The organism is Thermoanaerobacter wiegelii Rt8.B1, from assembly GCF_000147695.2.
Lineage (GTDB): Bacteria > Bacillota > Thermoanaerobacteria > Thermoanaerobacterales > Thermoanaerobacteraceae > Thermoanaerobacter > Thermoanaerobacter ethanolicus.
In genome coordinates, this window is record NC_015958.1 from 215,348 (window position 1) to 239,619 (window position 24,272).

The window sequence follows — 24,272 nt, forward strand, 5'->3', positions numbered from 1 at the left end:
TTTAGGAGGGAATGATTATGAAAAGCTATGAGGTATTAAATAAGATTAAGGAAGTAGGAATTTGTGCAATTGTAAGGGGTACATCCGTTGATTCATTATATAGAATTGCAGATTCACTGATTGCAGGGGGAATAAAAGCTATTGAAGTTGCATTTAATACCCCTGGTGCTGCTAAGATGATAGAAAAACTTGTTGAAAAATATAGTGATCAGGTATTAGTAGGTGCAGGTACTGTCTTAGATGCTGAAACTGCGAGAATTGCTATACTGTCAGGAGCATCATTTATATTATCACCTTCTTTAAATCTAGAAATGATAAAAATATGCCAAAGGTACAATGTACTACCTGTTCCGGGCATTTCGACACCTACAGAAGCAGTAACAGCGTGGGAAAATGGAGCGCAGATTGTTAAAGTGTTTCCTGCTGGAGTCTTTGGGCCAAACTATATAAAACAGTTAAAAGGACCTTTATCGCAAATAGAAATGATGGCAGTTGGGGCAGTAAATCTTGACAATTTTAAAGATTTTATAAAAGCTGGAGCATGTTCTGTAGGAATAGGCAGTGAGCTTGTAAATAATAAGCTTGTCGAGGAAGGAAAGTTTGATGAAATAACAAAGAGAGCTGCAGCATTCGTAAATGCGTTTAAAGAAGTTAATGGTAAATAACCAAATTTGTTTTTCCTCCCCTGTTTCTGTATAATTAATGTGCAGGATAAACAAGACAGGGGAGGATATTTTGTTGAGAAAAAACGCGTATACAATTGCAATAATTTACCTTTTAATGATGTTAATAGGAATAGTAGAAAATGTCAAAGGACCGCTGATAATAAATATCAAGACTTTTTATGGTGTTGACTATACTATGATGGGCTTATTTTTGTCAGCTGGAAGTTTTGGATTTATTTTATCAACTTTTCTAGGAGGATTTTTAGCCGATAAAATAGGCCGTAAGTCAGTATTAATAAGTGGTCTAATCCTTATAATAGCCGGAATACTTGGAATTTTTGCAGCTCGTAAATTTATTGTATTTCTTATTTTTGCTTTTGTGATGAACATGGGGATGGGACTATTGGAGATTGGCATAAATGCAGTTGCTTCAATAGTTTTTATAGTAAACCAAGCACTTATGATGAATTTGCTTCACTTTTTTTACGGAGTTGGAGCTATTATTTCCCCAAATATGACAGCAAAACTGTTACATATCAATTTTTCGTGGCAACAAGTTTATTTAACTGTTGGAGCAATAGTTTTTATACTAATGTTAGCTGCACTTGAGATTAAGATGCATGGAGAGGAAAAACATATTGCGAGAGATAAAATAGATTACATACAAATCCTAAGTGACAAACGCATGTGGCTTTTTGCAAGTATGCTTGGATTTTACGTTGCCTCTGAACTTGGCATAGGCAATTGGGCTGTCACATTTTTTAGCGCACAATATAAAATGGACAATACAATAAGTTCTCTCTATCTTGGGCTTTTCTTTGCGACATTCACTTTTGGCAGATTAGTTGGGGGGTTTATTGTTGAAAGAATTGGTTATATAAAAAGTTTGTTTATATTTTCTTTGGTTTCTTCAATACTTATTGCATCTGGAATGGCCGGAAGAAATTTTGCATTTTTAATTTCAGTAGCAGGATTTTTTTATTCAATAATTTTCCCAACGACAATTGCTATAGTCATGAAAGAATTTAAACAACATGTAACTATTATAATCGCCATTATTTTGACAATAAGTTCAACAATAAATATGTTGGCAAATTTTTTAATTGGAAGATTAAACGACATTTTTGGAGTTTTTATTGGATTTTCAGCTATATTGATATTTATGATTTTAGTCGTATTTATGTCTTTAATTTTAGCGAAAACAGAAACAACTGATGATTTAGAGAAAGTCTGATTTACAAACTAGCTTAACTTTCCTCTAAAAATTTTTACTTTTCTGTGGTATACTTTTTATAAATATAGGGATGTGCAAAATTAATTAAAATAATCACGAACAAAAACCAAAATATGTATGACATACAATATATAGTAATCAACACTGACAATCAAACATAAAGGAAGTGGTAAGGGAAAAGAAAAGACAAAAAGAGGAGCTAAAGAAGGGCATAAATATCCTGTAGAAGTCAAATGTTAAAAAATGGCATGAGCTAAATTCAGCAAAAGTTAAGCCGATTGCATTAAAGCAACAAGAGACTTAAACTCATCAAATTTACCCAGTTTAATAGCTACAATAGCGACAGTAAGCAAAGTAATATGGCCAAAAGTATTAAGGTTGCTGACAGAATTAATATTTCTAACATAAGCCTTTTCAAAATCTAGAGCTTTAAATCGAGAATTATATCTTTCTGATTCTACTCTTAGTCTATAGACAGCCTTAAAATATAGGGAGTCTCTATTAATAGAAGACCTATAATCAGAAGATATAATAGCATACTTAGTACAGCCTCTATGCTTTTTGCCATTAAAATATTTAGGATGCTTTATAGGGCAGGCAGAGTCATCTTTAGAATTACAGAACTTGCAAACAAATTTTTGCTTAATAAAACCATCAAAATACTGCTTGCCGTCTTTGAGCATTTTAATACCTGCTTCACAAACCATATAACCATCATCAGTCAGTGGGGGACTTTTAGAATTACGCTTGTTAAGAGGAATAAAGCAATGACCATGGAGAGTATCTCTAACAAAATTATAAACTCTCTTAACATCATACCCCTTATCGGCAATAAAATTAACATACTTAAGGTTAAACCACTTATTAGTCTTTTCAAGTAAAGACAAAGCAACTTCAAAATCAGGGACATCAGCGGGAGTAGTAGTTTCAGCGATAGGTAATCCAGAGATAGCATCAACAATAATATGATTTTTATAGCCCCAATAAAACTTATAACGTTTATTAGAAGAATCATTAGAAGCAGAATAAACGCCTAATTTACAATCCTTATCAGACTTAGGCTGATTATCTTTAGAGAATTTATTTTTAGAAAAAGACTTAGGGTTATTTAACTTAGTGTTAGCTTTAATAGGGGTAGAGTCCATGGAAATAAACTCACCAGAGATAATGCCCATATTTTTGAGGATATTGACTTGATTTTGAAAGATAGAGGTCAAATAATCATGAGAGAACTCATTAATAAAACGGCGGAAAGTCCAATAAGAAGGAAGAGGTTTAAGGATGTTAAAGCCACAAAGATGAGCAATGATAAGATTATTGCGGAGATAATCTAAAAGGTCAGAAATTGTACCGAATCTTTCAGCTTTCATAACAATAAAAGCTCTAAACATTGCATGATGAGAATAACCCTTACGGCCAGGACTAGAGGAAGGGAATTCAGGTATTGAAGACAAGTCTAGATTTTTAAACATAGAAGAATAGAAATCAATTTTAGACAGAGAAGTAAAGAGTTCAGGTATATTTAAAAGTAATTGAAGCTGGTACATGTAGGATTTCCCCCTCCTTAAAAAATATTTTCATGCGGTATATATAATAATTCGACAAATGGGAGGGGAAATCCTACATAAAAGATAAAAAATTCAAGAGTGATAGAAAAAAAGTATGTCTGTAGAATGGCTTAAATGAAGGCTTTTGAATTTTGCACAAGTCTATTTATAAATACAGTATGGAGGTGTGCGATAGTTTACTAATTCGCCTTAAAGGGGAGATCATCCTTGACAAACAAAGAAAGAGTATTTAATTTGATAAAGGATTTGTCAAAAGATATAAATATTAAAGAAAAGAAGGGATTGACTGCCCAAGAAATTGCCAAAAAATTGAATTTGAGAAGGAATGTAGCAAGCCATTTATTAAATGAACTTTATAAAGAAGGCAAAATAATAAAAATAAACACAAGGCCTGTTTATTTTTTAGACAAAGAAGTTTATGAAAAGAAGGCAAAAGAATTCAAAGAAACGGCTAAAACCTTGGATTCAACTGTAAAGGTTTCAAACGATGACCCTTTTACAAAGCTTATAGGATATAACGGCAGTCTTAAAACACAAGTGAAATTATGTAAATCAGCGGCTTCTTATCCTCCCAATGGACTACCTATTTTGCTAATTGGAAATACAGGAGTAGGTAAAAGCTATATTGCGCAGCTTATTTACGAATATGCTAAATCCATTGGTGCTATAGAAGAAAATGCTCCTTATGTAATATTTAATTGTGCTGAATACGCCAATAATCCTGAACTATTGTCAGCAAACCTTTTTGGCTATGTAAAAGGAGCATTTACAGGTGCTGATAAAGACAAACCCGGCCTTTTAGAAGAAGCGAATGGAGGATATTTGTTTTTGGATGAAGTTCACAGGCTTTCGCCAGAAGGGCAGGAAAAACTGTTTTTGTTTTTAGACAAAGGCATATTTAGAAGGCTTGGTGAGACGGGCAATTGGAGGACAGCAAAAGTAAGGTTTATTTTTGCCACAACGGAAGACCCTGAGCAAACTCTTACAAAGACTTTTTTAAGAAGAATACCATTAGTTGTAAACATCCCCTCTCTCTATGATAGGCCTTTACATGAAAGGTTACAACTTATCTATAACTTTTACAAAAATGAGGCCAAAAATCTGGGAATGGATATTTTAATAAGCAAACAAGTCCTTAATGTACTTCTTAAAACCAAAATTTCTGGCAACATTGGCCAGCTTATGAATGTCATAAAATACAGCTGTGCTCAAGCCTATAACCATGTTATAAGAGAGAAAACAAATATATTGCGAATCCATCTATATGACCTACCAAGAGAAATGCAGGCCGATTTAGATATAATAAAAAGTAATTTTCATTTTAACGGAATGTTAATTTCTCACAATAGAAAAGATGAAGCTCTGATATGGGACAAAGAAGACAATAAAGATGTATATGAAGTAGTAAGCAAAATATTTGTGCTATTTGAGAAATATAGTAGTAGGGAAATAAATGCTGACAGTTTTAAAAAAGATGCTTTGATTTATTTAAATGAGTTTACAGATAAAATAATTTTTAAAAACGACAACACCTATATAGATTCAATAGTTTTCAATGCTATTAAAAATGTAATAGAAAATGTGTTAAATATAATACAAAACATGTACGGAATTAAATATTATGGTAATTCAGTTTTGGTATTGACTCATTTTATTAATTATTTATTAAGCGATGCAACTTATGAAAAGTATTCTGAAAATATAACAATGGTATTAAGAGTCTTAAAAAATGTTTTCCCAAAAGAATTTATAGTAGCTAACAAAATGGTAGAACTTATTGAAGTTAACTTGGACGTAAAACTCAACCAAATTGCTGTAATTTATTTTACACTTTATATTAAAAGCTTAACTAAAAGTGACAATACAAATCTCATAAATTCCATAATAATAGCCCATGGTTATTCAACTGCCAGTAGCATAGCTAGTGTCGCCAATAGGCTTTTGGGACAGTTTGTTTTTGAAGCTTTTGATATGCCAATTGAGATGTCGACACAAGAGATTATGCTAAAAGTTCAAGATTATTTAAAAAATATAGATACCTCCAAAGGGATTATTATATTAGTAGACATGGGTTCTTTAGAGGAGATATACAAGTCTTTGACTGACATTGTCGAGGGAGACATAGCAATTATTAATAATATTACTACTCAATTGGCTTTAGACGTTGGGAATAGAATATTGCAAAATCAACCACTAGAGCAAATTGTAACAGAGGCAATACAGAAAAATAGCAGCAGTTATAGATTTATTAAATCTCAAAAAAATAGAGAAAATGCTATTCTAACAACTTGCGTAACAGGAATCGGCACAGCAGTGAAAATAAAAGACCTTTTAAAAGAATGTTTTACAAATGAAGATATTGAGATTATTCCATATGATTACAGCAGGTTAAAAGGAAATGGGATAAAAGATGAGATATTCAAAAATTTTAATGTTAAGCTAATCATTGGAACAGCAGACCCTGGAATAAAAGAGATACCCTATTTGTCTTTAGAAGATTTAATTGCTGGCAAAGGAGAGGTCCTGTTAAGTAAAATATTAAGAGGTATTGTTGATGACGAAACTATACAGCAGATTAATCAGACAATAGTCAGACTTTTCTCTTTACAAAATGTATTACAACATTTGACCATATTGAATCCTGATAAAATAATTGTCCAGGTTGAAAAAGCCATTTCAGATTTAGAAAGATTTATTGGGGTTAGATTTTCCAATGATTTGAAAATAAGTTTGTATATACATGTCAGTGTAATGATTGAAAGACTAGTGATGAAAGAACCCATAACATCTTACAGTAATTTGGAGGAATTTGAACAGTGTCATAGACAGTTCATAGATTTTGTTAAATCATCTTTTAGTGTCATAGAAGAAACTTATAAAGTGGATATACCGACGACGGAAATAGGGTTTATATATGACTTGATAGTTACAAAAATAAAAGATTTACCAGTATAAAATAACCTTGCAATAACTTTTAAAATAAACGAAATTATATTTGATTTCTAGGCATTCCTTCGATAGGAATGCTTTTTTGTATATCAATGCTGTTAAAATTAATTACACTCTTTGGCATGCTTTTTGCTAAAGAAATATAGTGAAAACAAATTCAAACTGAAAGGAGGGGAGTTATTGTCAGTTCCTAATATTTTATTAACACGTATAGATAATCGTTTAGTTCATGGGCAAGTAGGAGTTACTTGGGTAAAATCTTTAGGAGCAAATTTGATCGTTGTTGTAGATGATGAAGTAGCTAATGATCCTTTACAGCAGCAGCTGATGAAGATGACAGCAGAAATGGCAGGTGTAGGGATTCGCTTTTTTACCATAGAACACACTATAAATATAATTCATAAAGCTTCTCCATCTCAGAAAATTTTTATAGTGTGTAAAACTCCGCAAGTTGTTAGAAAATTAGTAGATGGGGGAGTACCTATAAAAGAAGTGAATGTTGGTAACATGCATTTTTCACCAGGTAAAAAACAGCTAAGTAAAAAAGTATATGTAGATGACAATGATTTAGAAGATTTGCACTATATTAGTTCGAAAGGGGTGGAAGTGTATATACAAGATACTCCTGACGATAAAAAAGAATATTTACAATGAGGAGGTTTGATTGAATGCATAGCATTACATTGACGCAAGCTTTGCTTTTAACTTTAATGGCGATAATAGTAGGTGTGGATTTTTGGCTTGAAGCATTTTTCCTTTTTAGACCGATAATTGTTGGAACTTTAACAGGATTGATACTTGGTGACGTACACACAGGCTTAATTGCTGGTGGGTTAACCGAATTGGCATTTGCAGGATTAACACCCGCTGGAGGAACGCAACCACCCAATCCAATTTTAGCAGGATTGATGACAACAGTTATTGCTTTTACAACAGGTGCAGATCCTAAGACAGCAATAGGATTAGCATTACCTTTTAGTTTTCTAATGCAGTATATTATTTTATTCTATTACTCTAGCTTTTCGTTTTTCATGGCAAAAGCTGATAAGTATGCAGAAGAAGCAAACGTAAAAGGACTTGCCAAAATAAATATTTTAACTACTTCTATTGTTGCGCTAAGCTATGGAATAATCGTCTTTTTAAGTGTATATGTTGCACAGGATTTGATGAAAACAGTTGTGCAATCAATGCCAGCTTGGTTGGCTCATGGATTCCAAATAGCAGGCGGAATATTACCAGCGGTAGGATTTGGTATGTTGCTTAGAGTTATGATGAAAGCAGAATACACGCCATATTTTATAATAGGGTTTTTTGTAGCTTCTTTCCTACCTTTTTCAAATTTATTACCTGTTGCGGTAATAGGCGCAGCTTTAGCACTTTACGAGTATTTCCGTACAAAAGATCAGCCTGTTTTAAATAATGTAGTAGCAACGAAGGGAGATGATTATAGTGACGGAATCTAATAAAAAAGTGTTGACAAAAAAAGATATAACAAAACTAGCAATTTTTTCTTCACTTTTACAAGCCAGTTTTAACTATGAAAGAATGCAGGCAGGAGGGTTCACTTTAGCACAATTACCATTTTTAAGAAAGATATATAAAGATGATAAAAAAGGCCTTTCAGAGGCTATGAAGGACAACTTAGAATTTATAAACACTCATCCTAATTTAGTAGGATTTTTAATGGGACTGTTGCTTTCTTTGGAAGAAAATCATGAGGATAGAGGAGTAATTAGAGGATTAAAAGTAGCCTTGTTTGGTCCTTTAGCGGGTATTGGCGATGCTATTTTTTGGTTTACTTTACTTCCGATAATGGTAGGTATTAGTGCTTCTTTTGCTATGCAAGGAAGCTTAATTGGACCAATTTTGTTTTTTGCAGTGTATCTAAGCATCTGGTTATTACGTATTCCTTTAACTCATCTTGGCTATACTTTAGGTGTAAACGCTATAGACCTCATTAAAGAGCAATCAAAAATATTTTCTAAAGCAGCTTCTATACTTGGTGTTACTGTTATTGGAGGATTAATAGCCACATATGTGCATATTGAAGTATTAACTAAGATTCCAATAAATAAAGACCATGTTATCTCATTGCAAACAGAATTTTTTGACAAAATTTTCCCTAATATTTTACCTTTAGGATATACTCTACTAATGTTTTATCTCTTAAAAAAGAAAAAAGTAAGCCCAGTTATATTGATATTAATAACATTCTTTATGGCGATATTCTTCTCATATTTAGGGGTTTTGTGATATGCATGATACTGTGACCATCATTACAGGACATGGGAATTATGCAACTGGGCTAAAAAGTTCAATTCAGCTTATAGCTGGGATTATTGATGGTGTGTATGCAATAGATTTTAAGGAAAATGATTCTGATATAAGTTTGAAATATAAGATCAAGGAAATATTGGACAAATATCCTAATTCACCAGTTTTAATCATATGTGATATTGTTGGAGGAACACCTTTTAAAGTAGCTGCTGAATTTGCTGTTTCGGGTGATAAAAAAATAGAATTGGTAGCAGGGTGTAATTTAAGCGCTTTATTAGAAATAGTTTTGCAAAAGGATAAATTGTCAATTTCTGAGTTGGCTAATCTTGCTGTGAAAACTACTAAAAATAGTGTATTAAATTTTACACAGTATAATGAACATCATAAAGATGATGAAGGAACAGAGAAAATGAGGGAGGGTATTTAAGAGAGATTATTATTCTGCACTAGGGTGCTTTAAATGCCTGGTGCAGAATAGTTTTTTAGAACAGTTAAATAGGTTCAATATTTAAAATATATTTAGTGGTTTTATACTGAGTTTGAATAGGTGGTGAACAAAGTGCCATTAGTTAATACAAAAAAGATGCTTGAAGATGCTAAAAAAAACAAATATGCTGTAGGAGCCTTTAACATACACAACCTTGAAACCTTAAAAGCGGTTGTAAAAACTGCAGCTGAGATGGAATCACCTTTAATTTTACAGACAACACCTGGCACAATAAAGCATGCAGGAGAAGACTATATAGCGGCAATGGCAGAAGTCGCATCAGAAAAATATGACATACCAATAGCACTACATTTAGACCACGGAAATTCCTTTGAACTCGTTGTAAAATGCATAAGGGCAGGTTACACTTCAGTAATGATTGATGGGTCAATGCTTCCCTATGAAGAAAATGTGGAACTTACAAAAAAGGTTGTCGAAGTAGCTCATGCAGCAGGTGTGACTGTAGAAGCAGAGCTTGGAAGTATAGTAGGTGTAGAAGATGATATATATGTAAAAGAAGAGAAAAGTGCATTTACAGATCCTGAAATGGCAGCGGATTTTGTAGAGAAGACAGGAGTTGACTCATTAGCTATAGCAATTGGCACGGCCCATGGGATGTACAAAGGAGAAGTAAAACTTGACTTTGAAAGGTTAAAAGAAATAGCGAGCTTAGTAGACATTCCATTGGTACTTCATGGTGCATCAGGAGTTCCTGATGAGTTGGTAAAAAAAGCTATAGCACTGGGTATATGCAAATTAAACATTGCCACAGAATTAAAAATTCCTTTTGCAAATGCAATAAAAGAAGTATTTAAAAATAACCCAGATGAGAGCGATCCAAGAAAATTCCTTGCACCTGGAGAAAAAGCGATAGAAGAAATCGTAAAAGAAAAAATAAAACTTTTTGGCTGTGGTGAAAGAGCATGATATTGACAGTCACTTTAAATCCCTCAGTTGACAGAAGTTACAGAGTGGACAATTTTCAAGTAGGCAAAATTTTCAGAGCCCAGGAAGAAAACAGCGTGGCAGGTGGCAAGGGAATCAATGTAACAAAAGTCATAAAAACCTTAGGAGAAGAGGTAACAGCAACAGGATTTTTAGGCGGTAAATCAGGAGAATTCATAGAAGAAGAGCTTAACAAAATAGGTGTCAAATGTAGCTTTATCAAAATAGAAGGAGAGACTCGTACCTGCATAGCAATTTTGGACCCTGTGTCAAAAACTCAGACGGAAATTTTAGAAAAAGGACCTTATATATCTCAAGAGCATATAGAAAAATTTTTAGACAATTTTAATGAACTATCAAAAAGTTGCAATATCATAACAGCCTCTGGAAGTGCACCTTCTGGTGTTCCTGAAGATATCTATGTAGAACTAATAAATATCTCAAAGAAAAATGGTGCAAAACTAATTTTAGATACAAGCGGTGCATACCTTTCAAAAGCAATCAAATCAAAACCATTTATGATTAAACCTAACAAAGAAGAAGTAGAAAAACTGCTTAATAAAGAATTAAAAGATATTGAAGAAATCAAAAGAGCAGCTTTAGAGCTCAAACAGTTTGGAATACCAATTGTGTCAATATCTTTAGGCAGCGAAGGTTCTATTGTTGCATGTGAGGAAGGAGTATTTAGACTCATACCACCTAAAATAAAAGTAGCAAGTCCTGTAGGTTCAGGAGATTCATATGTTGCAGGTATGGCAGTTGGCGTAAAAAAAGGACTTGATATTGTTGATGCTGCGAGACTAGCAACTGCATGCGGAACGGCAAATGCCATGTATTACAAGACAGGATATGTTACGATAGAAGACGTAGAATATTTAAAAAATAATGTCAAACTACAAAAACTTTAAAATAAAAACAGGGGGTACGGACATGTTATTAGGTTACAGTGAAGAACAATTAAAAGAAAGGAAAGGCTATGCTACAGCGAAAGAAATAAATCAGCAGCCGAAAGTATGGAGAGAACTTTTTAATATTCTTTTAAATCAAAAAAGAGAAATTGCTGAATTTTTAAACCCAATATTACAACTAAAAGATTTAAAAATCATACTAACTGGTGCAGGAACATCTGCCTTTGTAGGCTATAGCAGTGAAGGTTATTTAAGAAAAATGCTGGGACAAGACGTAGAAGCGATTGACACAACGGATATTGTTGCATCACCAGAGAACTTTTTCTTTAAAGACAAACCTACTCTTTTAATTTCCCACGGAAGGTCTGGCGACAGTCCAGAAAGTGTGGCTACAATAGAGTTAGCAGAAAAAATTATAAAAGATGTTTATTTTTTAAACATCACCTGTAATAAAAATGGCAAAATGGCAAAAAGCACAATTGACAAGAAAAATTCTTTAAACATATTTATGCCGGAAGAATCAAATGATGAAGGCTTTGCCATGACAAGTAGTTTTACATGTATGCTTTTAACAGATTTAATGCTGCCACACATAGAAGAAATTGAGAGCAAAAAAGACTTATTTGAAAAATTAGCAAAAGAAGCAGAGAGAATAATAGAAGAAGAGGCGAGTATAGTAGAAGAGATATCAAAAATTGACTATGACAGATTGATATACTTAGGCAGTGGCAACTTAAAAGGATGTGCAGCAGAAGCTGCATTAAAATCTTTAGAATTATCACGAGGAGAAGTCAATACTAATTTTAATACGCCTTTAGGATTTAGGCACGGACCAAAATCTGTGATAAATGATAAAACACTTTTAGGGTTTTTTGTGTCAAACAATCCTTATACACAAAAATATGATTTAGACCTCATAAAAGAGATAGCAAATGAACCCGGGCAAAGAAAATTAATGGCTTTTCTGCCAGAAGATTTGCAAATAGATGGAATAGATTATATATTCAAATTGAGACAGGACTTTACCAATGTAGAAGAAGCTTTTTTAACACCTCTATATATTATTTATGCACAAATGTTAGCTTTTTATAAGTCCTTAAACTTAGGAATAACACCAGACAATCCAAACCCTGAAGGAAGAGTAAATAGAGTTGTTAAAGGTGTTATAATTTATGAATATGTTTAATATAAAATTTTATTAAAGCCATGGAGAGATTGCTCCATGGCTTTATAAGTGAAATGAATACTGAATCGAGAGAAGTAGGAAGGTTGACTCGATGACAGTAATTTGTTATAATTTAAACGTTATAAAAATTTTTTGTTTTAGACATTTTATCAGTAAAATCGATTATAAAGGCCTCAATGGGCCTTTTCTCCATAGGAAGGTGATTTTTTATAATAAAAATAAAACTAACGCCTACTCAAGTACTTGCTTTAGGATTTGCAGCTATTATATTAATTGGAACTTTATTACTGATGTTACCTGTGGCAACTAAAAGTGGAGAAGGTGCAGATTTTCTAACTGCACTTTTTACATCCACATCAGCCACATGTGTTACGGGCCTTACAGTTGTTGACACAAAAACATATTGGTCTGTTTTTGGGCAAATAGTGATAATGGTGCTTATACAAATTGGTGGTCTAGGTATTATGACCATGTCAACGCTTTTCGCGTTGATCCTTGGTAGGAGAATAACCTTTAAAGAGAGATTGGTAATGCAAGAAGCTTTTAATACAAATAGTCTTGGAGGCATTGTAAAATTTGCTAAGTATATATTAATGTTTTCTTTTTTATTTGAAAGTATTGGAGCAGTTATATTGACTTTGAGATTTTTACCCCAGATGGGATTAAAAAAGGCAGTGTATTACGGCTTTTTCCATTCTATTTCTGCATTTAATAATGCTGGCTTTGATCTTATGGGCAATTTTAGGAGTCTAACGGGTTATGTATCTGACTGGGTGGTAAATCTGGTCATAATGGGTTTGATAATATTTGGTGGATTAGGGTTTTACGTTTTGCTTGATATATACGAACATAGACATTTTAATAAATTTACATTGCATTCAAAAATTGTTATAACTATTACATTGTTTTTGATTGCTGCTGGAACATTGTTTATATTCTTATTTGAATACAATAATCCAAAAACTTTAAAGCCATTAGATTTTCCTACAAAGATACTTGCATCATTATTTCAAGCTGTGACACCCAGAACAGCAGGTTTTAATACGTTATCGCTTTCTGACATGACTATAGCGTCTAAATTTTTGACAATAATACTCATGTTTATTGGAGCTTCCCCTGCTGGAACAGGTGGAGGTATAAAGACAACCACTTTTGGGGTTATACTATATACGGTATTATCAGTAATAAAGGGTGAAGAAGAGACAGTACTTTATAAGCGCACTATTAGCAGACATATAGTTTATAGAGCTGTAGCTATATTTTTTATAAGTATTTTTATTGTTTTTTCTGCTACTATGGTTTTATCTATTACTGAAACATCTAATTTTATTACTGTATTATATGAGGCAACCTCAGCTTTTGGAACTGTGGGGCTATCACTCGGGCTTACACCTGAATTGACTACAATTGGCAGAATCATTATAATATTTACAATGTATACTGGAAGAGTTGGTCCTTTAACGTTGGCGTTAGCATTGGCACAAAGGCAGAAGAAACCTAAACCTATAATGAAGTATGCGGAAGAGAAAATTATGGTAGGCTAAAATAGAGGTGGAAATATGAAACAGTTTATTGTTATTGGGTTAGGAAGCTTTGGTATAAGTTTGGCCAAAACTTTATATGAAATGGGCAATGATGTACTGGTTATAGATGAGAATGAAGAGTTAGTACAATCTATGACTGGTTTGGTAACTCATGCAGTACAGGCTGATGCTACTGATGAAAATGTACTTAAGTCACTTGGTGTGAAAAACTTTGATGTGGCTATAATAGCTATAGGGAGTAATATGGAATCAAGTATTATGGTAACAATGCTTATCAAAGAGATGGGTGTAAAGTATGTAATAGCAAAAGCTCACAATGAATTACATGCAAGGGTTCTTTACAAAGTTGGAGCAGATAGAGTTGTAATGCCAGAAAAAGATATGGGTATAAGGGTTGCCAGAAATATTTTTTCAAGCAATTTATTAGATCTTATTGAGTTTTCTAAGGAATATAGCATAGCAGAAATTCTTCCAATTGAAGAGTGGTTTCATAAAACATTAAGGGATATAAACATGAGAGAAAAATATGGATTAAATGTCATAGCTGCAAAAAAGTTGAATGATGAGATTATACTATCACCAGGACCGGATTATGTTGTTGATGAAGGGGATGTATTAGCTGTTTGTGGTAAAAATACAGACATTAAAAAATTTGAGATAAAACTATAGGACATAGACAGAATATTATAAAAAAGCCATTGGAGATTTGTATCACACTCCATGGCTTTTATTTATTTACAATAGTTTAATAAATTACCGATTATTTTTTTAATTTTTTTACTCAAAAAAAGAAGGATTTTTTTAAGATACGTCGAATATATATAATATAAGTTTGTTGAATCAATAAACTATTTAGGAGTGGTTATATAAAATGGAGAGAAAATTAAAAAACAGTGTCGGAATATGGGCATTTGGACATACACCAACAAGATTTGTAGGCACTGGGTACCACCCCAAGCTTTCAAATGAGACAATGGAAGCAAGAACAGAAAGAGTTCTCAAAGGATTAGGTGATTTTATTGATGGCTATGAATACCATTACCCAAATGAGATAAATGAAAATAATGTAAGCAGTATAAAAGAAATATTAGCTAGTGAAGGGAAAGACATATATTGTATAGCTCTTGGCCATCATACAAATCCCAAGTATTCTTTAGGTTCTTTAGTAAATCCTTTTCCTGAAATACGCAAGGAAGCTATAAACATTGCTAAAGATGGTATAGACTTAGCGTCTTCAGTTGGTGCTAATTTTATAATTTGGCCGGGTGGTGAAGGATATAATTATCCTTTTCAGACTGATTATGAAAGAATGTGGAATGACTTCATAGACGCAATTGCCATTCTTACAGAACATGCAAATAAAAAAGGAGTTACTATATTTCTTGAGCATAAAAACAGTGAACCTGCCATGAAAGTAGCTATGAGAAGCATAGGTATGACACTGTATGTTATCAATAAAGTTAAAGAAAGGGGAGTAGATACAAGTAATTTAAAGGTCAACATGGATTGGCAACATCTTATAATGAATGGTGAAAATTTAGCCGAATATGCAAGGCTATTAGCTATGGAAAATAAATTAGGTCATCAGCATGCAAACAGTGGATGGGGAACTTTTGACGACGATAATATGGTTGGTGCCTTACGATTTATGGAGACATTAGAACTGGCGAAAGAATTACAACTTATTGGTTATGGCAAAAATGGCGAGAGAATAGGCTTTGACCTTTTACCCTATACAGAAGATGCAATAGAAGCTGTTAAAGAGAGTGTGATTCATTGGGAATTTATTTATGATTTAGCTTACAAAATAAATACCGAGCGTCTATATGAGGCAAAAAGAACCAAGGATGCTGTAAAAGCCTACAAAGAAGTATATAAAGCACTTGGGGCAAAATTTTAAATAATTATATTTTTCAGAAGGAGGAGAACAAAATGGAATACTTCAAGAATGTACCACAAATAAAATATGAAGGGCCAAAATCAAACAACCCATATGCATTCAAATTTTACAATCCTGACGAAATAATAGACGGAAAACCTTTAAAAGAACACTTGCGTTTTTCAGTGGCATACTGGCACACATTTACATGGAGTGGGACAGATCCATTTGGAGCACCTACAATGCAAAGGCCGTGGGACCATCTAAGTGATCCTATGGATATTGCCAAAGCGAGAGTAGAAGCAGCTTTTGAATTATTTGAAAAACTCGACGTACCATTTTTCTGCTTTCATGACAGAGATATAGCTCCGGAAGGAGAGACATTAAGAGAGACAAACAAAAATTTAGATACAATAGTTGTAATGATAAAAGACTACTTAAAGACGAGTAAAACAAAAGTATTATGGGGTACAGCAAATCTTTTTTCAAATCCGAGATTTGTACATGGTGCAGCTACTTCCTGTAATGCAGACGTATTTGCATATGCAGCGGCGCAAGTAAAGAAAGCCCTTGAGATAACAAAAGAACTTGGAGGACAGAACTATGTATTTTGGGGTGGAAGAGAAGGATATGAAACATTACTCAATACAGATATGGAATTGGAATTTGATAACTTAGCAAGATTTTTACATATGGCAGTAGAATATGCACAAGAGATAGGATTTGAAGGGCAGTTTTTAATTGAGCCAAAACCTAAAGAACCGACAAAACACCAATATGATTTTGATGCAGCAAGTGTACATGCATTTTTAAAGAAGTACGACCTTGATAAATACTTCAAATTAAACATAGAAGCGAACCATGCCACACTTGCAGGACATGACTTTCAACATGAATTAAGATATGCAAGAATTAACAATATGTTAGGGTCTATAGATGCAAATATGGGAGATATGCTTTTAGGATGGGATACAGACCAATATCCAACAGACATACGAATGACAACCCTTGCGATGTATGAAGTCATAAAGATGGGAGGTTTTAACAAAGGTGGACTTAACTTCGATGCGAAAGTAAGGCGTGCCTCCTTTGAGCCAGAAGATTTATTTTTAGGGCATATAGCGGGTATGGATGCATTTGCAAAAGGATTTAAAGTAGCGTATAAGATTGTTAAAGATGGTGTATTTGATAGATTTATAGAAGAAAGATACAAAAGTTATCGAGAAGGCATAGGAGCAGAAATAGTAAATGGAAAAGCGAACTTTAAAACTCTTGAAGAATATGCATTAAACAATCCAAAGATTGAGAACAAATCAGGCAAGCAAGAGTTGTTAGAGTCAATATTAAATCAGTATTTATTTAGTGAATGACGGAGGGCTAAAATATGTATTTTCTTGGGATAGATTTGGGTACATCAGCCGTAAAGATAATTTTAATAGAGGAAAAGGGAAATGTAATAGGAAGCACATCAAAAGAATATCCAGTATATTACCCTCAGCCAGGTTGGTCAGAACAAAATCCTGAAGACTGGTGGAATGCCACAAAAGATGGCATACGTGAGTTAATAATTAAAACTGGTGTAAAAAATGGTGATATAAAAGGCATAGGTTTAAGTGGCCAAATGCATGGGCTTGTACTTTTAGATGAGAACAACAATGTACTAATGCCTGCTATACTTTGGAATGACCAAAGGACGCAAGAGGAATGTGATTATATTACCCAAACATTAGGCAAAGAAAGATTGACAAAATATACAGGGAACAAAGCATTAACAGGATTTACAGCGCCAAAGATATTATGGGTAAAAAAACATCGCCCTGATATATATAAAAAGATTCATCATATACTTTTGCCTAAAGATTACATCAGATTCAAATTGACAGGTGAATATGCAACAGACGTATCAGACGCATCAGGTACCTTATTGTTTGATGTAGAAAACAGAAAATGGTCAAAAGAGATGTTAGATATATTGGACATACCCTATAATTGGATGCCAAAATGTTATGAATCTACGGAGGTAACTGGATATGTCACAAAAGATGCAGCTGATTTAACAGGATTAAAAGAAGGGACAATAGTTGTAGGTGGAGGAGGAGACCAAGCAAGTGGAGCAGTAGGGACGGGTACAGTAAAGAGTGGCATAGTATCAGTTGCACTTGGCACTTCAGGAGTTGTATTTGCAAGTCAAGACAAATATGTAGTAGACGGAGAAAATAGGTTACACTCTTTCTGTCACGCCAATGGCAAATGGCATGTAATGGGAGTAATGCTCTCAGCAGCCGCTTGTTTAAAATGGTGGGTAGATAACATAATCAACTTTAATGGTTCATCTATAACATATGAAAAGCTTTTAGAAGAAGCAGAAAAAGTAACACCAGGTAGCGGCGGACTAATATTTTTACCCTATCTAATGGGGGAAAGAACTCCATACAGTGACCCCTACGCAAGAGGAAGTTTTATAGGATTAAACATGACACACAATAGAGGGCATATGACAAGAGCAATACTTGAAGGTGTAGCATTTGGGCTTAGAGATTCACTTGAGATAATAAAAGAACTCAATATACCGGTAAATGAAGTAAGAGTAAGCGGTGGCGGTGCAAAAAGCGTATTGTGGAGGCAAGTACTTGCAGATATTTTTGGTGTCAGAGTAGACATGGTAAATGCAACTGAAGGACCAGCTTTTGGCGCAGCAATAATGGCGGCTGTAGGATATGAGGTATTTAAAGATGTCGAGGAGGCATGTAGCAAACTTATCAAAGTCAATGACAGTGTGTATCCAATAGGAGAAAATATGAGTAAATATGAGGAAGAATATAAGGTTTATAGAGGTCTGTACGAGAAGCTTAAAGAAACGTTTAAAGAGATAAACAGTATAAACTAATTTTAAAATTTTTATTTAAACTATACTTGCAAAAATAAAAAAACATAGTGGCAGAGGAGGTGGTGGTACAAAATTTAAAGAAATTATTAAGAATGGAATTGTTTGAAAAAGAAAATTTTTAAGGTATAAAAAAGAGGAGGAATATGAAAAAAATGAGGAAAATTATTGCTTTAATTACAATGGTGATTATGTTAGCGAGTGTATTGTCGGGGTGTGGGACAAAAACGCAAACAGCACAAGGAGGCTCAACTAATCCTACGGAAAAAGTATTAAAAATTTGGTCTTTTACTAATGAAGCAAAGGTTTTCGCAACAGCTTTTAAAGAGAAACATCCAGATGTGAAAATAGAGTTTACTATGATTCCAATGACAGAAGGAGAATATCAATTAAAACTAAAATCAGCATTACAGTCGGGAGATGTTCCAGATGTTGTTGCTCTGGAAGCAAGTTTTGTGAGAAGTTTTGTGGAAAGTAATTATTTGGCTGACATATCTGATTTGCTTCCTGCAGCAAAAGAGTTGCAAACTTATCAATTTACTATAGATATGGGGACAGATCAAAACGGTGTTATAAAAGCCTATTCTTACCAAGCTACTCCTGGTGTTATGTATTATCGTAGAAGTCTTGCGAAATTATACTTTGGAACGGATGATCCTGCAAAGATCCAAGAACTAATGTCTGACATTGACAAATTTGCAGAAGCAGCAAAAATAATAAAAGAAAAGTCTAATGGCAATACTTACATGGTAGCTTCTACAGCTGACTTTGGAAATTTATTCTTTGCAAATAGGTCACAACCATGGATAGTGAATAATAAATTGGTTATAGATCCACAAATTGATAAATTATTTGATATTGCCAAATTATTTAGACAAAACGGATATGAAGCGCAAACACAACAATGGTCTGAAAGCTGGTTTGCTGGTATGAACGACTCATTAGTAGATGCAAAAGGTAATCCAAAACAAGTTTTTGCATATTTTCTGCCAACATGGGGATTGTCATACGTATTGCAACCTAATGCTGTAGCAAAACAAAACAAGGAAGGCAAAACAGTAGGGCATGATACTTCAGGCGATTGGGCTCTTATCCCAGGGCCTTTACCATATCAATGGGGAGGTACTTGGTTTGGAGTGCCTAAGGACAGCAAGAATATAGAATTAGCAAAGGAATTTATAAAATTTGCTACTTTGAATGAGGAAACATTGAAAAATTGGGCACTAGGTGTTTATACGAATGAATACCTAAAGAAGATAGATCCAAGCGTTGGTAACGATTTAAAACAGCCAGCTGGAGACTTTGTATCTAGCAAAAAAGTAGTAGAAGAATTAATACCTCAAATGAAAGATACTCCTGCAAGTAAATTTGTTGGGGGACAAAATCCTTATGAAGTATTTGCAGAAGCAGCAAAACGCATTGATCTTGCTAATACTCTCAAAAATATTCAAGGTACGGATGATGTGATTCAACGTGCATTATGGGATCCATTGGATGCTTACGCTTCTGGTAAAGTAAGTAAAGAGGAAGCGGTAAAGCAATTTAAAGACAATGTTAAAAATGCTCTTCCCAATGTTCAAGTTAATTGATATATTAGCTAGAGAAAATGCTAACGTTTTGTTGGCATTTTCTCTAGGTTTCTTAGTAATTTTATAAAAGTGAGGGAATACAAATATGGAAGCTGCTAATTTAAAGTCGAAAAGCAAGATTAATAAAAACTATTATGGTTATATTTTTACTTTGCCATTTATAGTTATCTTTTTAGCTTTTAATCTCTATCCACTTCTTTATACTTTCTATTTAAGTTTAACAGATATGACTCTAATGAATTCATCATATCACTTTGTTGGATTTGCGAATTTTAAACAATTATTTTCTGATAGCTATTTTTTGAAATCGGCTATAAATACTTGGAAAATTTGGCTTATAAATTTTATTCCCCAATTAGGTATTGCTATGCTTTTAGCTATTTGGTTTGTTAATAATAGGTTGAAAATTAAATTTATTGGTTTATGGAGAACAATTTATTATTTGCCAAATATACTTATGCCAGTTGCAGTAGCTGCACTTTTTTATAATTTTTTCTCTCTATATGGACCTGTAAATCAGATAGCAGTTCGTACAGGAATTTTAAAAGAAGCTTTTGACTTTTTTAGGAGTACTACTTGGACCCAGCTTATTGTAGCGTTTATTCAATGGTGGATGTGGTATGGAGTAACAATAATCTTTCTAATGGCAGGGTTATCTTCAATTTCACCTTCATATTACGAATCAGCTTTAGTAGATGGTGCCAATTCATGGCAAATGTTTACTAAAATTACTCTTCCTCTTTTAAAACCAGTGCTAATATATGTACTCGTAACTTCGTTATCAGGTGGAATGCAGATGTTTGATATACCTTATTTATTAACTGACGGGACGGGAGCGCCTGATGGAGCTATAAGAACAATGAGCGTCTTGATGTATATGAAATTTTCAAGTGGCGATGGTTATATTGGGGCTGCTGCTTCTGTTGGTGTTATGATTTTTCTTATAACTGCTGTTGCAGCGTTTATTATAATAAGGTTGCTAAAAGAGAGAGAATAAAGATAAAAATTAGATTAAGAAAGGATGGGACTATGAGTTATAAACTTCGAATGAAATTTATAAAAATAGGAGTGTATATCTTTTTAATTATACTTTTCCTACTTGCTATTTTGCCTATATGGCTTTTGCTTGTTAATGCTACGCGTTCCACACCTGAAATACAACAAGGAGTTAGTTTGTTGCCAAGTAATAATCTAGTAATAAATTGGAATCATCTTACGGGTATGGGAGTAAACATATGGCGAGGCTTCTTAAACAGCCTTATTATATCTGCTCCTGTCACTTTTTTAACCGTTTATTTTTCAATGATGACGGCTTATGCAATTCATGTATATGATTTTAAATGGAAAAAAACATTATATAATACTGTTGTACTTTTGACAATTGTTCCAACTCAATTAGTGCCAATAATTGGATTTTATAAATATATGGCATCTTTAAAACTATTAAATAGTTATATTCCATTAATTATTCCAGCTATTGCCTCACCTCCAATGGTGTTTTTTGCACTACAATATTTAGAATCTACGATAGTAAAGGATTTAATAGAAGCTGCCCGTATCGAAGGAAGTGGAGAACTGGGGATTTTTCATAGAATTATTTTACCTATAGCAAAGCCTGGTGCTTTTACGATGGGAATTTTATCTTTTGTTGCTTCCTGGAATAACTTTTTTACCCCGTTTATGTTAATTTCAAAAGTTGAAAAGTACACTCTTCCCATGGTTGTTAAATTATTAAGAGGAGACATGTACAGGACAGAATATGGGGCAATATACCTTGGCCTTGCAATAACGATGGTTCCTATTATAATAGTTTATGCTATATTTTCAAAATATATTGTAAGCGGAATTGCAATGGGAGCTATAAAAGAGTAAAATGACTTTTAAAAAAGGAGGTTTTTTAAAGTGAAGCCATTATATTTAGACCCTGCTCAGTCAATAGATAAAAGAATAGAGGATTTATTAAATCAAATGACAATTGAAGAAAAGATAGCGCAATTAAGTGGTATATGGGTATATGAAATTTTAGATGATAAAATGAAATTTTCATATACAAAAGCAGAGCAGTTAATGAAAAATGGGATAGGTCAGATCACCCGCCTTGGTGGAGCAAGTAATTTATCACCACGGGAGACAGTGAGGATAGCAAATCAGATTCAGAAATTTTTAATTGAAAATACAAGGCTTGGCATACCTGCTTTGATCCATGAGGAATCTTGTAGCGGATATATGGCGAAAGGTGCTACTATTTTTCCTCAAACTATAGGTGTAGCAAGCACTTGGAACACTAAACTTGTTAAAAAAATGGCTTCTGTAATAAGGGAACAGATGAAAGTTGTTGGAGCAAGGCAAGCTCTTGCGCCTTTATTGGATGTTACAAGAGATCCAAGATGGGGAAGAACAGAAGAAACATTTGGGGAAGATCCTTATTTAGTAATGAGCATGGGTGTTTCATATATTCGTGGGCTTCAAACTGAAAGTTTAAAGGAAGGCATTGTAGCTACAGGAAAACATTTTGTGGGATATGGAAATTCAGAGGGAGGCATGAATTGGGCTCCTGCTCATATTCCTGAAAGGGAGCTTAGAGAAGTTTTTCTTTATCCTTTTGAGGCAGCAGTAAAAGAGGCGAAATTAAGCTCGATTATGCCAGGATACCACGAACTTGATGGGGTACCGTGCCACAAATCAAAAAAATTGCTAAACGATATTTTACGTAAAGAGTGGGGCTTTGATGGAATTATAGTATCTGATTACTTTGCTATAAACCAGCTTTACGAGTACCATCATGTGGCATCAGATAAAAAAGAAGCAGCAAAATTAGCTTTGGAAGCTGGTGTTGATGTAGAACTACCGAGTACCGACTGTTATGGATTGCCGATTAGGGAGTTAATTGAAAGTGGCGAGATTAATGTGAATTTTATAAATGAAGCTGTAAAAAGAGTTCTAAAATTAAAATTTGAGTTAGGGTTATTTGAAAATCCTTATGTAAATGAAGAAAAGGCTGTTGAGATTTTTGATACAAATGAACAACGAGAACTAGCTTATAAAATAGCACAGGAATCTATAGTTTTGCTGAAAAATGAAAATAATTTGCTGCCTTTAAAAAAAGATTTGAAATCTATTGCAGTTATTGGTCCTAATGCTGACAGTATCCGGAATATGATTGGTGATTATGCATATCCTTGTCATATTGAATCATTACTTGAAATGAGAGAGACAGATAATGTTTTTAATACACCTTTACCAGAAAGTTTAGAAGCAAAAGATATTTATGTACCTATTGTGACTGTGCTGCAGGGAATTAAGTCAAAAGTTTCTTCTGATACAGAAGTTTTATATGCAAAAGGCTGCGATGTTCTTGACAATAGTAAGGATGGTTTTAAAAAAGCGGTTGAGATTGCAAAACAGGCTGATGTTGCTGTTGTAGTAGTAGGAGATAAATCAGGGTTAACAGATGGCTGTACTTCTGGCGAATCAAGAGATCGGGCAGACCTTAATTTGCCAGGTGTGCAAGAAGAATTGATAAAAGCAGTTTATGAAACTGGTACACCAGTAATAGTGGTACTTATAAACGGAAGGCCAATGTCTATTTCTTGGATAGCTGAAAAAATCCCAGCAATTATTGAGGCTTGGTTGCCTGGTGAAGAGGGGGGAAGGGCTATTGCAGATGTGATTTTTGGTGACTATAATCCTGGAGGTAAATTACCTATTTCCATTCCTCGATCTGTAGGGCAGTTACCAGTGTATTATTATCATAAACCTTCTGGAGGACGCAGTCATTGGAAGGGAGACTATGTAGATTGGTTGAAATCTCTGTTGATATAAAAAATACAGGTCCGTTAAAGGGAGATGAGGTTGCTCAACTTTATATACATCAAGAAGGTTTAAATGTTACAAGACCTGTTAAAGAGCTTAAAGGATTCAAACGCATTACTTTAGATGTTGGTGAAGAAAAGACAGTTATTTTCAAACTTTCTATTGAACAACTGGGTTTTTATGATGAGAATATGGAGTATGTGGTAGAACCGGGACGTGTAGATGTAATGATAGGGAGCTCTTCTGAAGATATAAGGTTGAGGTATTATTTTGAAATTATAGGAGAAAAAGAAAAAATAGCTAAAAAATTTATTACGGAGGTAATGGTAGAGAATAAATAGAAA

At 33.6% G+C, this 24,272-nt stretch carries 21 protein-coding genes; 20 read left to right on the forward strand and 1 reads right to left on the reverse strand.

The window, feature by feature from the left end:
• Nucleotides 1-17 precede the first annotated feature (17 nt).
• Both THEWI_RS01055 and THEWI_RS01060 read left to right on the forward strand, forming a co-directional pair.
• On the forward strand, nucleotides 18-665 hold the full coding sequence (locus THEWI_RS01055) for a bifunctional 4-hydroxy-2-oxoglutarate aldolase/2-dehydro-3-deoxy-phosphogluconate aldolase (protein WP_003868263.1): 648 nt from the start codon (nucleotides 18-20) through the stop codon (nucleotides 663-665).
• Nucleotides 666-738: 73 nt separating this feature from the next.
• Complete coding sequence (locus THEWI_RS01060) at nucleotides 739-1,899, forward strand: MFS transporter (protein ID WP_003868262.1); 1,161 nt, start codon at nucleotides 739-741, stop codon at nucleotides 1,897-1,899.
• 269 nt (nucleotides 1,900-2,168) lie between these two features.
• Here THEWI_RS01060 and THEWI_RS01065 read toward each other — a convergent pair whose 3' ends face one another.
• Nucleotides 2,169-3,446 (reverse strand): transposase, encoded by a 1,278-nt coding sequence (locus THEWI_RS01065; protein ID WP_014062090.1) that lies wholly within the window; start codon nucleotides 3,444-3,446, stop codon nucleotides 2,169-2,171.
• Nucleotides 3,447-3,674: 228 nt separating this feature from the next.
• On the opposite strand from THEWI_RS01065, the gene THEWI_RS01070 reads away from it, so the two are divergent.
• From THEWI_RS01070 to THEWI_RS15740, 18 genes are all read left to right on the forward strand, one after another.
• On the forward strand, nucleotides 3,675-6,422 hold the full coding sequence (locus tag THEWI_RS01070; protein ID WP_014062091.1) for a sigma-54-dependent transcriptional regulator: 2,748 nt from the start codon (nucleotides 3,675-3,677) through the stop codon (nucleotides 6,420-6,422).
• Nucleotides 6,423-6,596: 174 nt separating this feature from the next.
• Nucleotides 6,597-7,070 carry a PTS galactosamine transporter subunit IIB gene (gene agaB, locus THEWI_RS01075; RefSeq protein WP_003869002.1) on the forward strand — a complete coding sequence of 158 codons (474 nt, stop codon included), beginning with the start codon at nucleotides 6,597-6,599 and terminating at the stop codon, nucleotides 7,068-7,070.
• Nucleotides 7,071-7,084: 14 nt separating this feature from the next.
• Nucleotides 7,085-7,879: a PTS galactosamine transporter subunit IIC gene (agaC, locus tag THEWI_RS01080; protein ID WP_003869003.1), complete on the forward strand. Its 795-nt coding sequence runs from the start codon at nucleotides 7,085-7,087 to the stop codon at nucleotides 7,877-7,879.
• A 7-nt stretch (nucleotides 7,880-7,886) separates the two neighbouring features.
• Nucleotides 7,887-8,669, forward strand: coding sequence for a PTS galactosamine transporter subunit IID (gene agaD / locus THEWI_RS01085; protein ID WP_244262342.1), 783 nt, complete (start codon nucleotides 7,887-7,889; stop codon nucleotides 8,667-8,669).
• Between the two features lies 1 nt (nucleotide 8,670).
• The gene (locus THEWI_RS01090) at nucleotides 8,671-9,120 is read left to right on the forward strand and encodes a PTS sugar transporter subunit IIA (protein WP_014062092.1); all 450 of its coding nucleotides are present in this window, start codon (nucleotides 8,671-8,673) and stop codon (nucleotides 9,118-9,120) included.
• 132 nt (nucleotides 9,121-9,252) lie between these two features.
• A complete protein-coding gene (fba, locus tag THEWI_RS01095) occupies nucleotides 9,253-10,107 on the forward strand; it encodes a class II fructose-1,6-bisphosphate aldolase (RefSeq protein ID WP_014062093.1) in 855 nt (284 codons plus the stop codon).
• The gene (gene pfkB, locus THEWI_RS01100) at nucleotides 10,104-11,033 is read left to right on the forward strand and encodes a 1-phosphofructokinase (protein WP_014062094.1); all 930 of its coding nucleotides are present in this window, start codon (nucleotides 10,104-10,106) and stop codon (nucleotides 11,031-11,033) included. The genes fba and pfkB overlap by 4 nt, the downstream gene beginning before the upstream one ends.
• A 22-nt stretch (nucleotides 11,034-11,055) precedes the next feature.
• Entirely contained in the window at nucleotides 11,056-12,219 is a 1,164-nt protein-coding gene (locus THEWI_RS01105; RefSeq protein ID WP_014062095.1) for an SIS domain-containing protein, read from the forward strand.
• Nucleotides 12,220-12,428: 209 nt separating this feature from the next.
• Nucleotides 12,429-13,763, forward strand: coding sequence for a TrkH family potassium uptake protein (locus THEWI_RS01110; protein ID WP_041589167.1), 1,335 nt, complete (start codon nucleotides 12,429-12,431; stop codon nucleotides 13,761-13,763).
• 15 nt (nucleotides 13,764-13,778) lie between these two features.
• Entirely contained in the window at nucleotides 13,779-14,432 is a 654-nt protein-coding gene (locus THEWI_RS01115; protein ID WP_014062097.1) for a potassium channel family protein, read from the forward strand.
• Between the two features lie 202 nt (nucleotides 14,433-14,634).
• Nucleotides 14,635-15,663, forward strand: coding sequence for a TIM barrel protein (locus THEWI_RS01120; RefSeq protein ID WP_014062098.1), 1,029 nt, complete (start codon nucleotides 14,635-14,637; stop codon nucleotides 15,661-15,663).
• Between the two features lie 32 nt (nucleotides 15,664-15,695).
• The gene (xylA, locus tag THEWI_RS01125; RefSeq protein ID WP_014062099.1) at nucleotides 15,696-17,012 is read left to right on the forward strand and encodes a xylose isomerase; all 1,317 of its coding nucleotides are present in this window, start codon (nucleotides 15,696-15,698) and stop codon (nucleotides 17,010-17,012) included.
• A 14-nt stretch (nucleotides 17,013-17,026) separates the two neighbouring features.
• The gene (gene xylB / locus THEWI_RS01130) at nucleotides 17,027-18,529 is read left to right on the forward strand and encodes a xylulokinase (protein WP_014062100.1); all 1,503 of its coding nucleotides are present in this window, start codon (nucleotides 17,027-17,029) and stop codon (nucleotides 18,527-18,529) included.
• 152 nt (nucleotides 18,530-18,681) lie between these two features.
• A complete protein-coding gene (locus THEWI_RS01135; RefSeq protein ID WP_014062101.1) occupies nucleotides 18,682-20,115 on the forward strand; it encodes an ABC transporter substrate-binding protein in 1,434 nt (477 codons plus the stop codon).
• A gap of 85 nt (nucleotides 20,116-20,200) precedes the next feature.
• On the forward strand, nucleotides 20,201-21,112 hold the full coding sequence (locus THEWI_RS01140) for a carbohydrate ABC transporter permease (protein WP_014062102.1): 912 nt from the start codon (nucleotides 20,201-20,203) through the stop codon (nucleotides 21,110-21,112).
• A gap of 32 nt (nucleotides 21,113-21,144) precedes the next feature.
• The gene (locus THEWI_RS01145; protein ID WP_014062103.1) at nucleotides 21,145-21,987 is read left to right on the forward strand and encodes a carbohydrate ABC transporter permease; all 843 of its coding nucleotides are present in this window, start codon (nucleotides 21,145-21,147) and stop codon (nucleotides 21,985-21,987) included.
• A gap of 30 nt (nucleotides 21,988-22,017) precedes the next feature.
• The gene (locus THEWI_RS01150; RefSeq protein WP_341853089.1) at nucleotides 22,018-23,937 is read left to right on the forward strand and encodes a glycoside hydrolase family 3 protein; all 1,920 of its coding nucleotides are present in this window, start codon (nucleotides 22,018-22,020) and stop codon (nucleotides 23,935-23,937) included.
• Nucleotides 23,892-24,269 carry a fibronectin type III-like domain-contianing protein gene (locus THEWI_RS15740; protein WP_341853090.1) on the forward strand — a complete coding sequence of 126 codons (378 nt, stop codon included), beginning with the start codon at nucleotides 23,892-23,894 and terminating at the stop codon, nucleotides 24,267-24,269. Before THEWI_RS01150 ends, THEWI_RS15740 begins: the two co-directional genes overlap by 46 nt.
• Nucleotides 24,270-24,272: the final 3 nt, after the last annotated feature.

Bases quoted from the DNA above. Each gene is read 5' to 3' on its own strand.
- pfkB (WP_014062094.1), top strand. From the start codon at position 10,104: ATGATATTGACAGTCACTTTAAATCCCTCAGTTGACAGAAGTTACAGA.
- THEWI_RS01055 (WP_003868263.1), top strand. From the start codon at position 18: ATGAAAAGCTATGAGGTATTAAATAAGATTAAGGAAGTAGGAATTTGT.
- THEWI_RS01145 (WP_014062103.1), top strand. From the start codon at position 21,145: ATGAGTTATAAACTTCGAATGAAATTTATAAAAATAGGAGTGTATATC.
- THEWI_RS01090 (WP_014062092.1), top strand. From the start codon at position 8,671: ATGCATGATACTGTGACCATCATTACAGGACATGGGAATTATGCAACT.
- THEWI_RS01140 (WP_014062102.1), top strand. From the start codon at position 20,201: ATGGAAGCTGCTAATTTAAAGTCGAAAAGCAAGATTAATAAAAACTAT.
- agaC (WP_003869003.1), top strand. From the start codon at position 7,085: ATGCATAGCATTACATTGACGCAAGCTTTGCTTTTAACTTTAATGGCG.
- xylB (WP_014062100.1), top strand. From the start codon at position 17,027: ATGTATTTTCTTGGGATAGATTTGGGTACATCAGCCGTAAAGATAATT.
- THEWI_RS01135 (WP_014062101.1), top strand. From the start codon at position 18,682: ATGAGGAAAATTATTGCTTTAATTACAATGGTGATTATGTTAGCGAGT.
- THEWI_RS01105 (WP_014062095.1), top strand. From the start codon at position 11,056: ATGTTATTAGGTTACAGTGAAGAACAATTAAAAGAAAGGAAAGGCTAT.
- THEWI_RS01065 (WP_014062090.1), bottom strand. From the start codon at position 3,446: ATGTACCAGCTTCAATTACTTTTAAATATACCTGAACTCTTTACTTCT.
- xylA (WP_014062099.1), top strand. From the start codon at position 15,696: ATGGAATACTTCAAGAATGTACCACAAATAAAATATGAAGGGCCAAAA.
- THEWI_RS01115 (WP_014062097.1), top strand. From the start codon at position 13,779: ATGAAACAGTTTATTGTTATTGGGTTAGGAAGCTTTGGTATAAGTTTG.
- THEWI_RS01120 (WP_014062098.1), top strand. From the start codon at position 14,635: ATGGAGAGAAAATTAAAAAACAGTGTCGGAATATGGGCATTTGGACAT.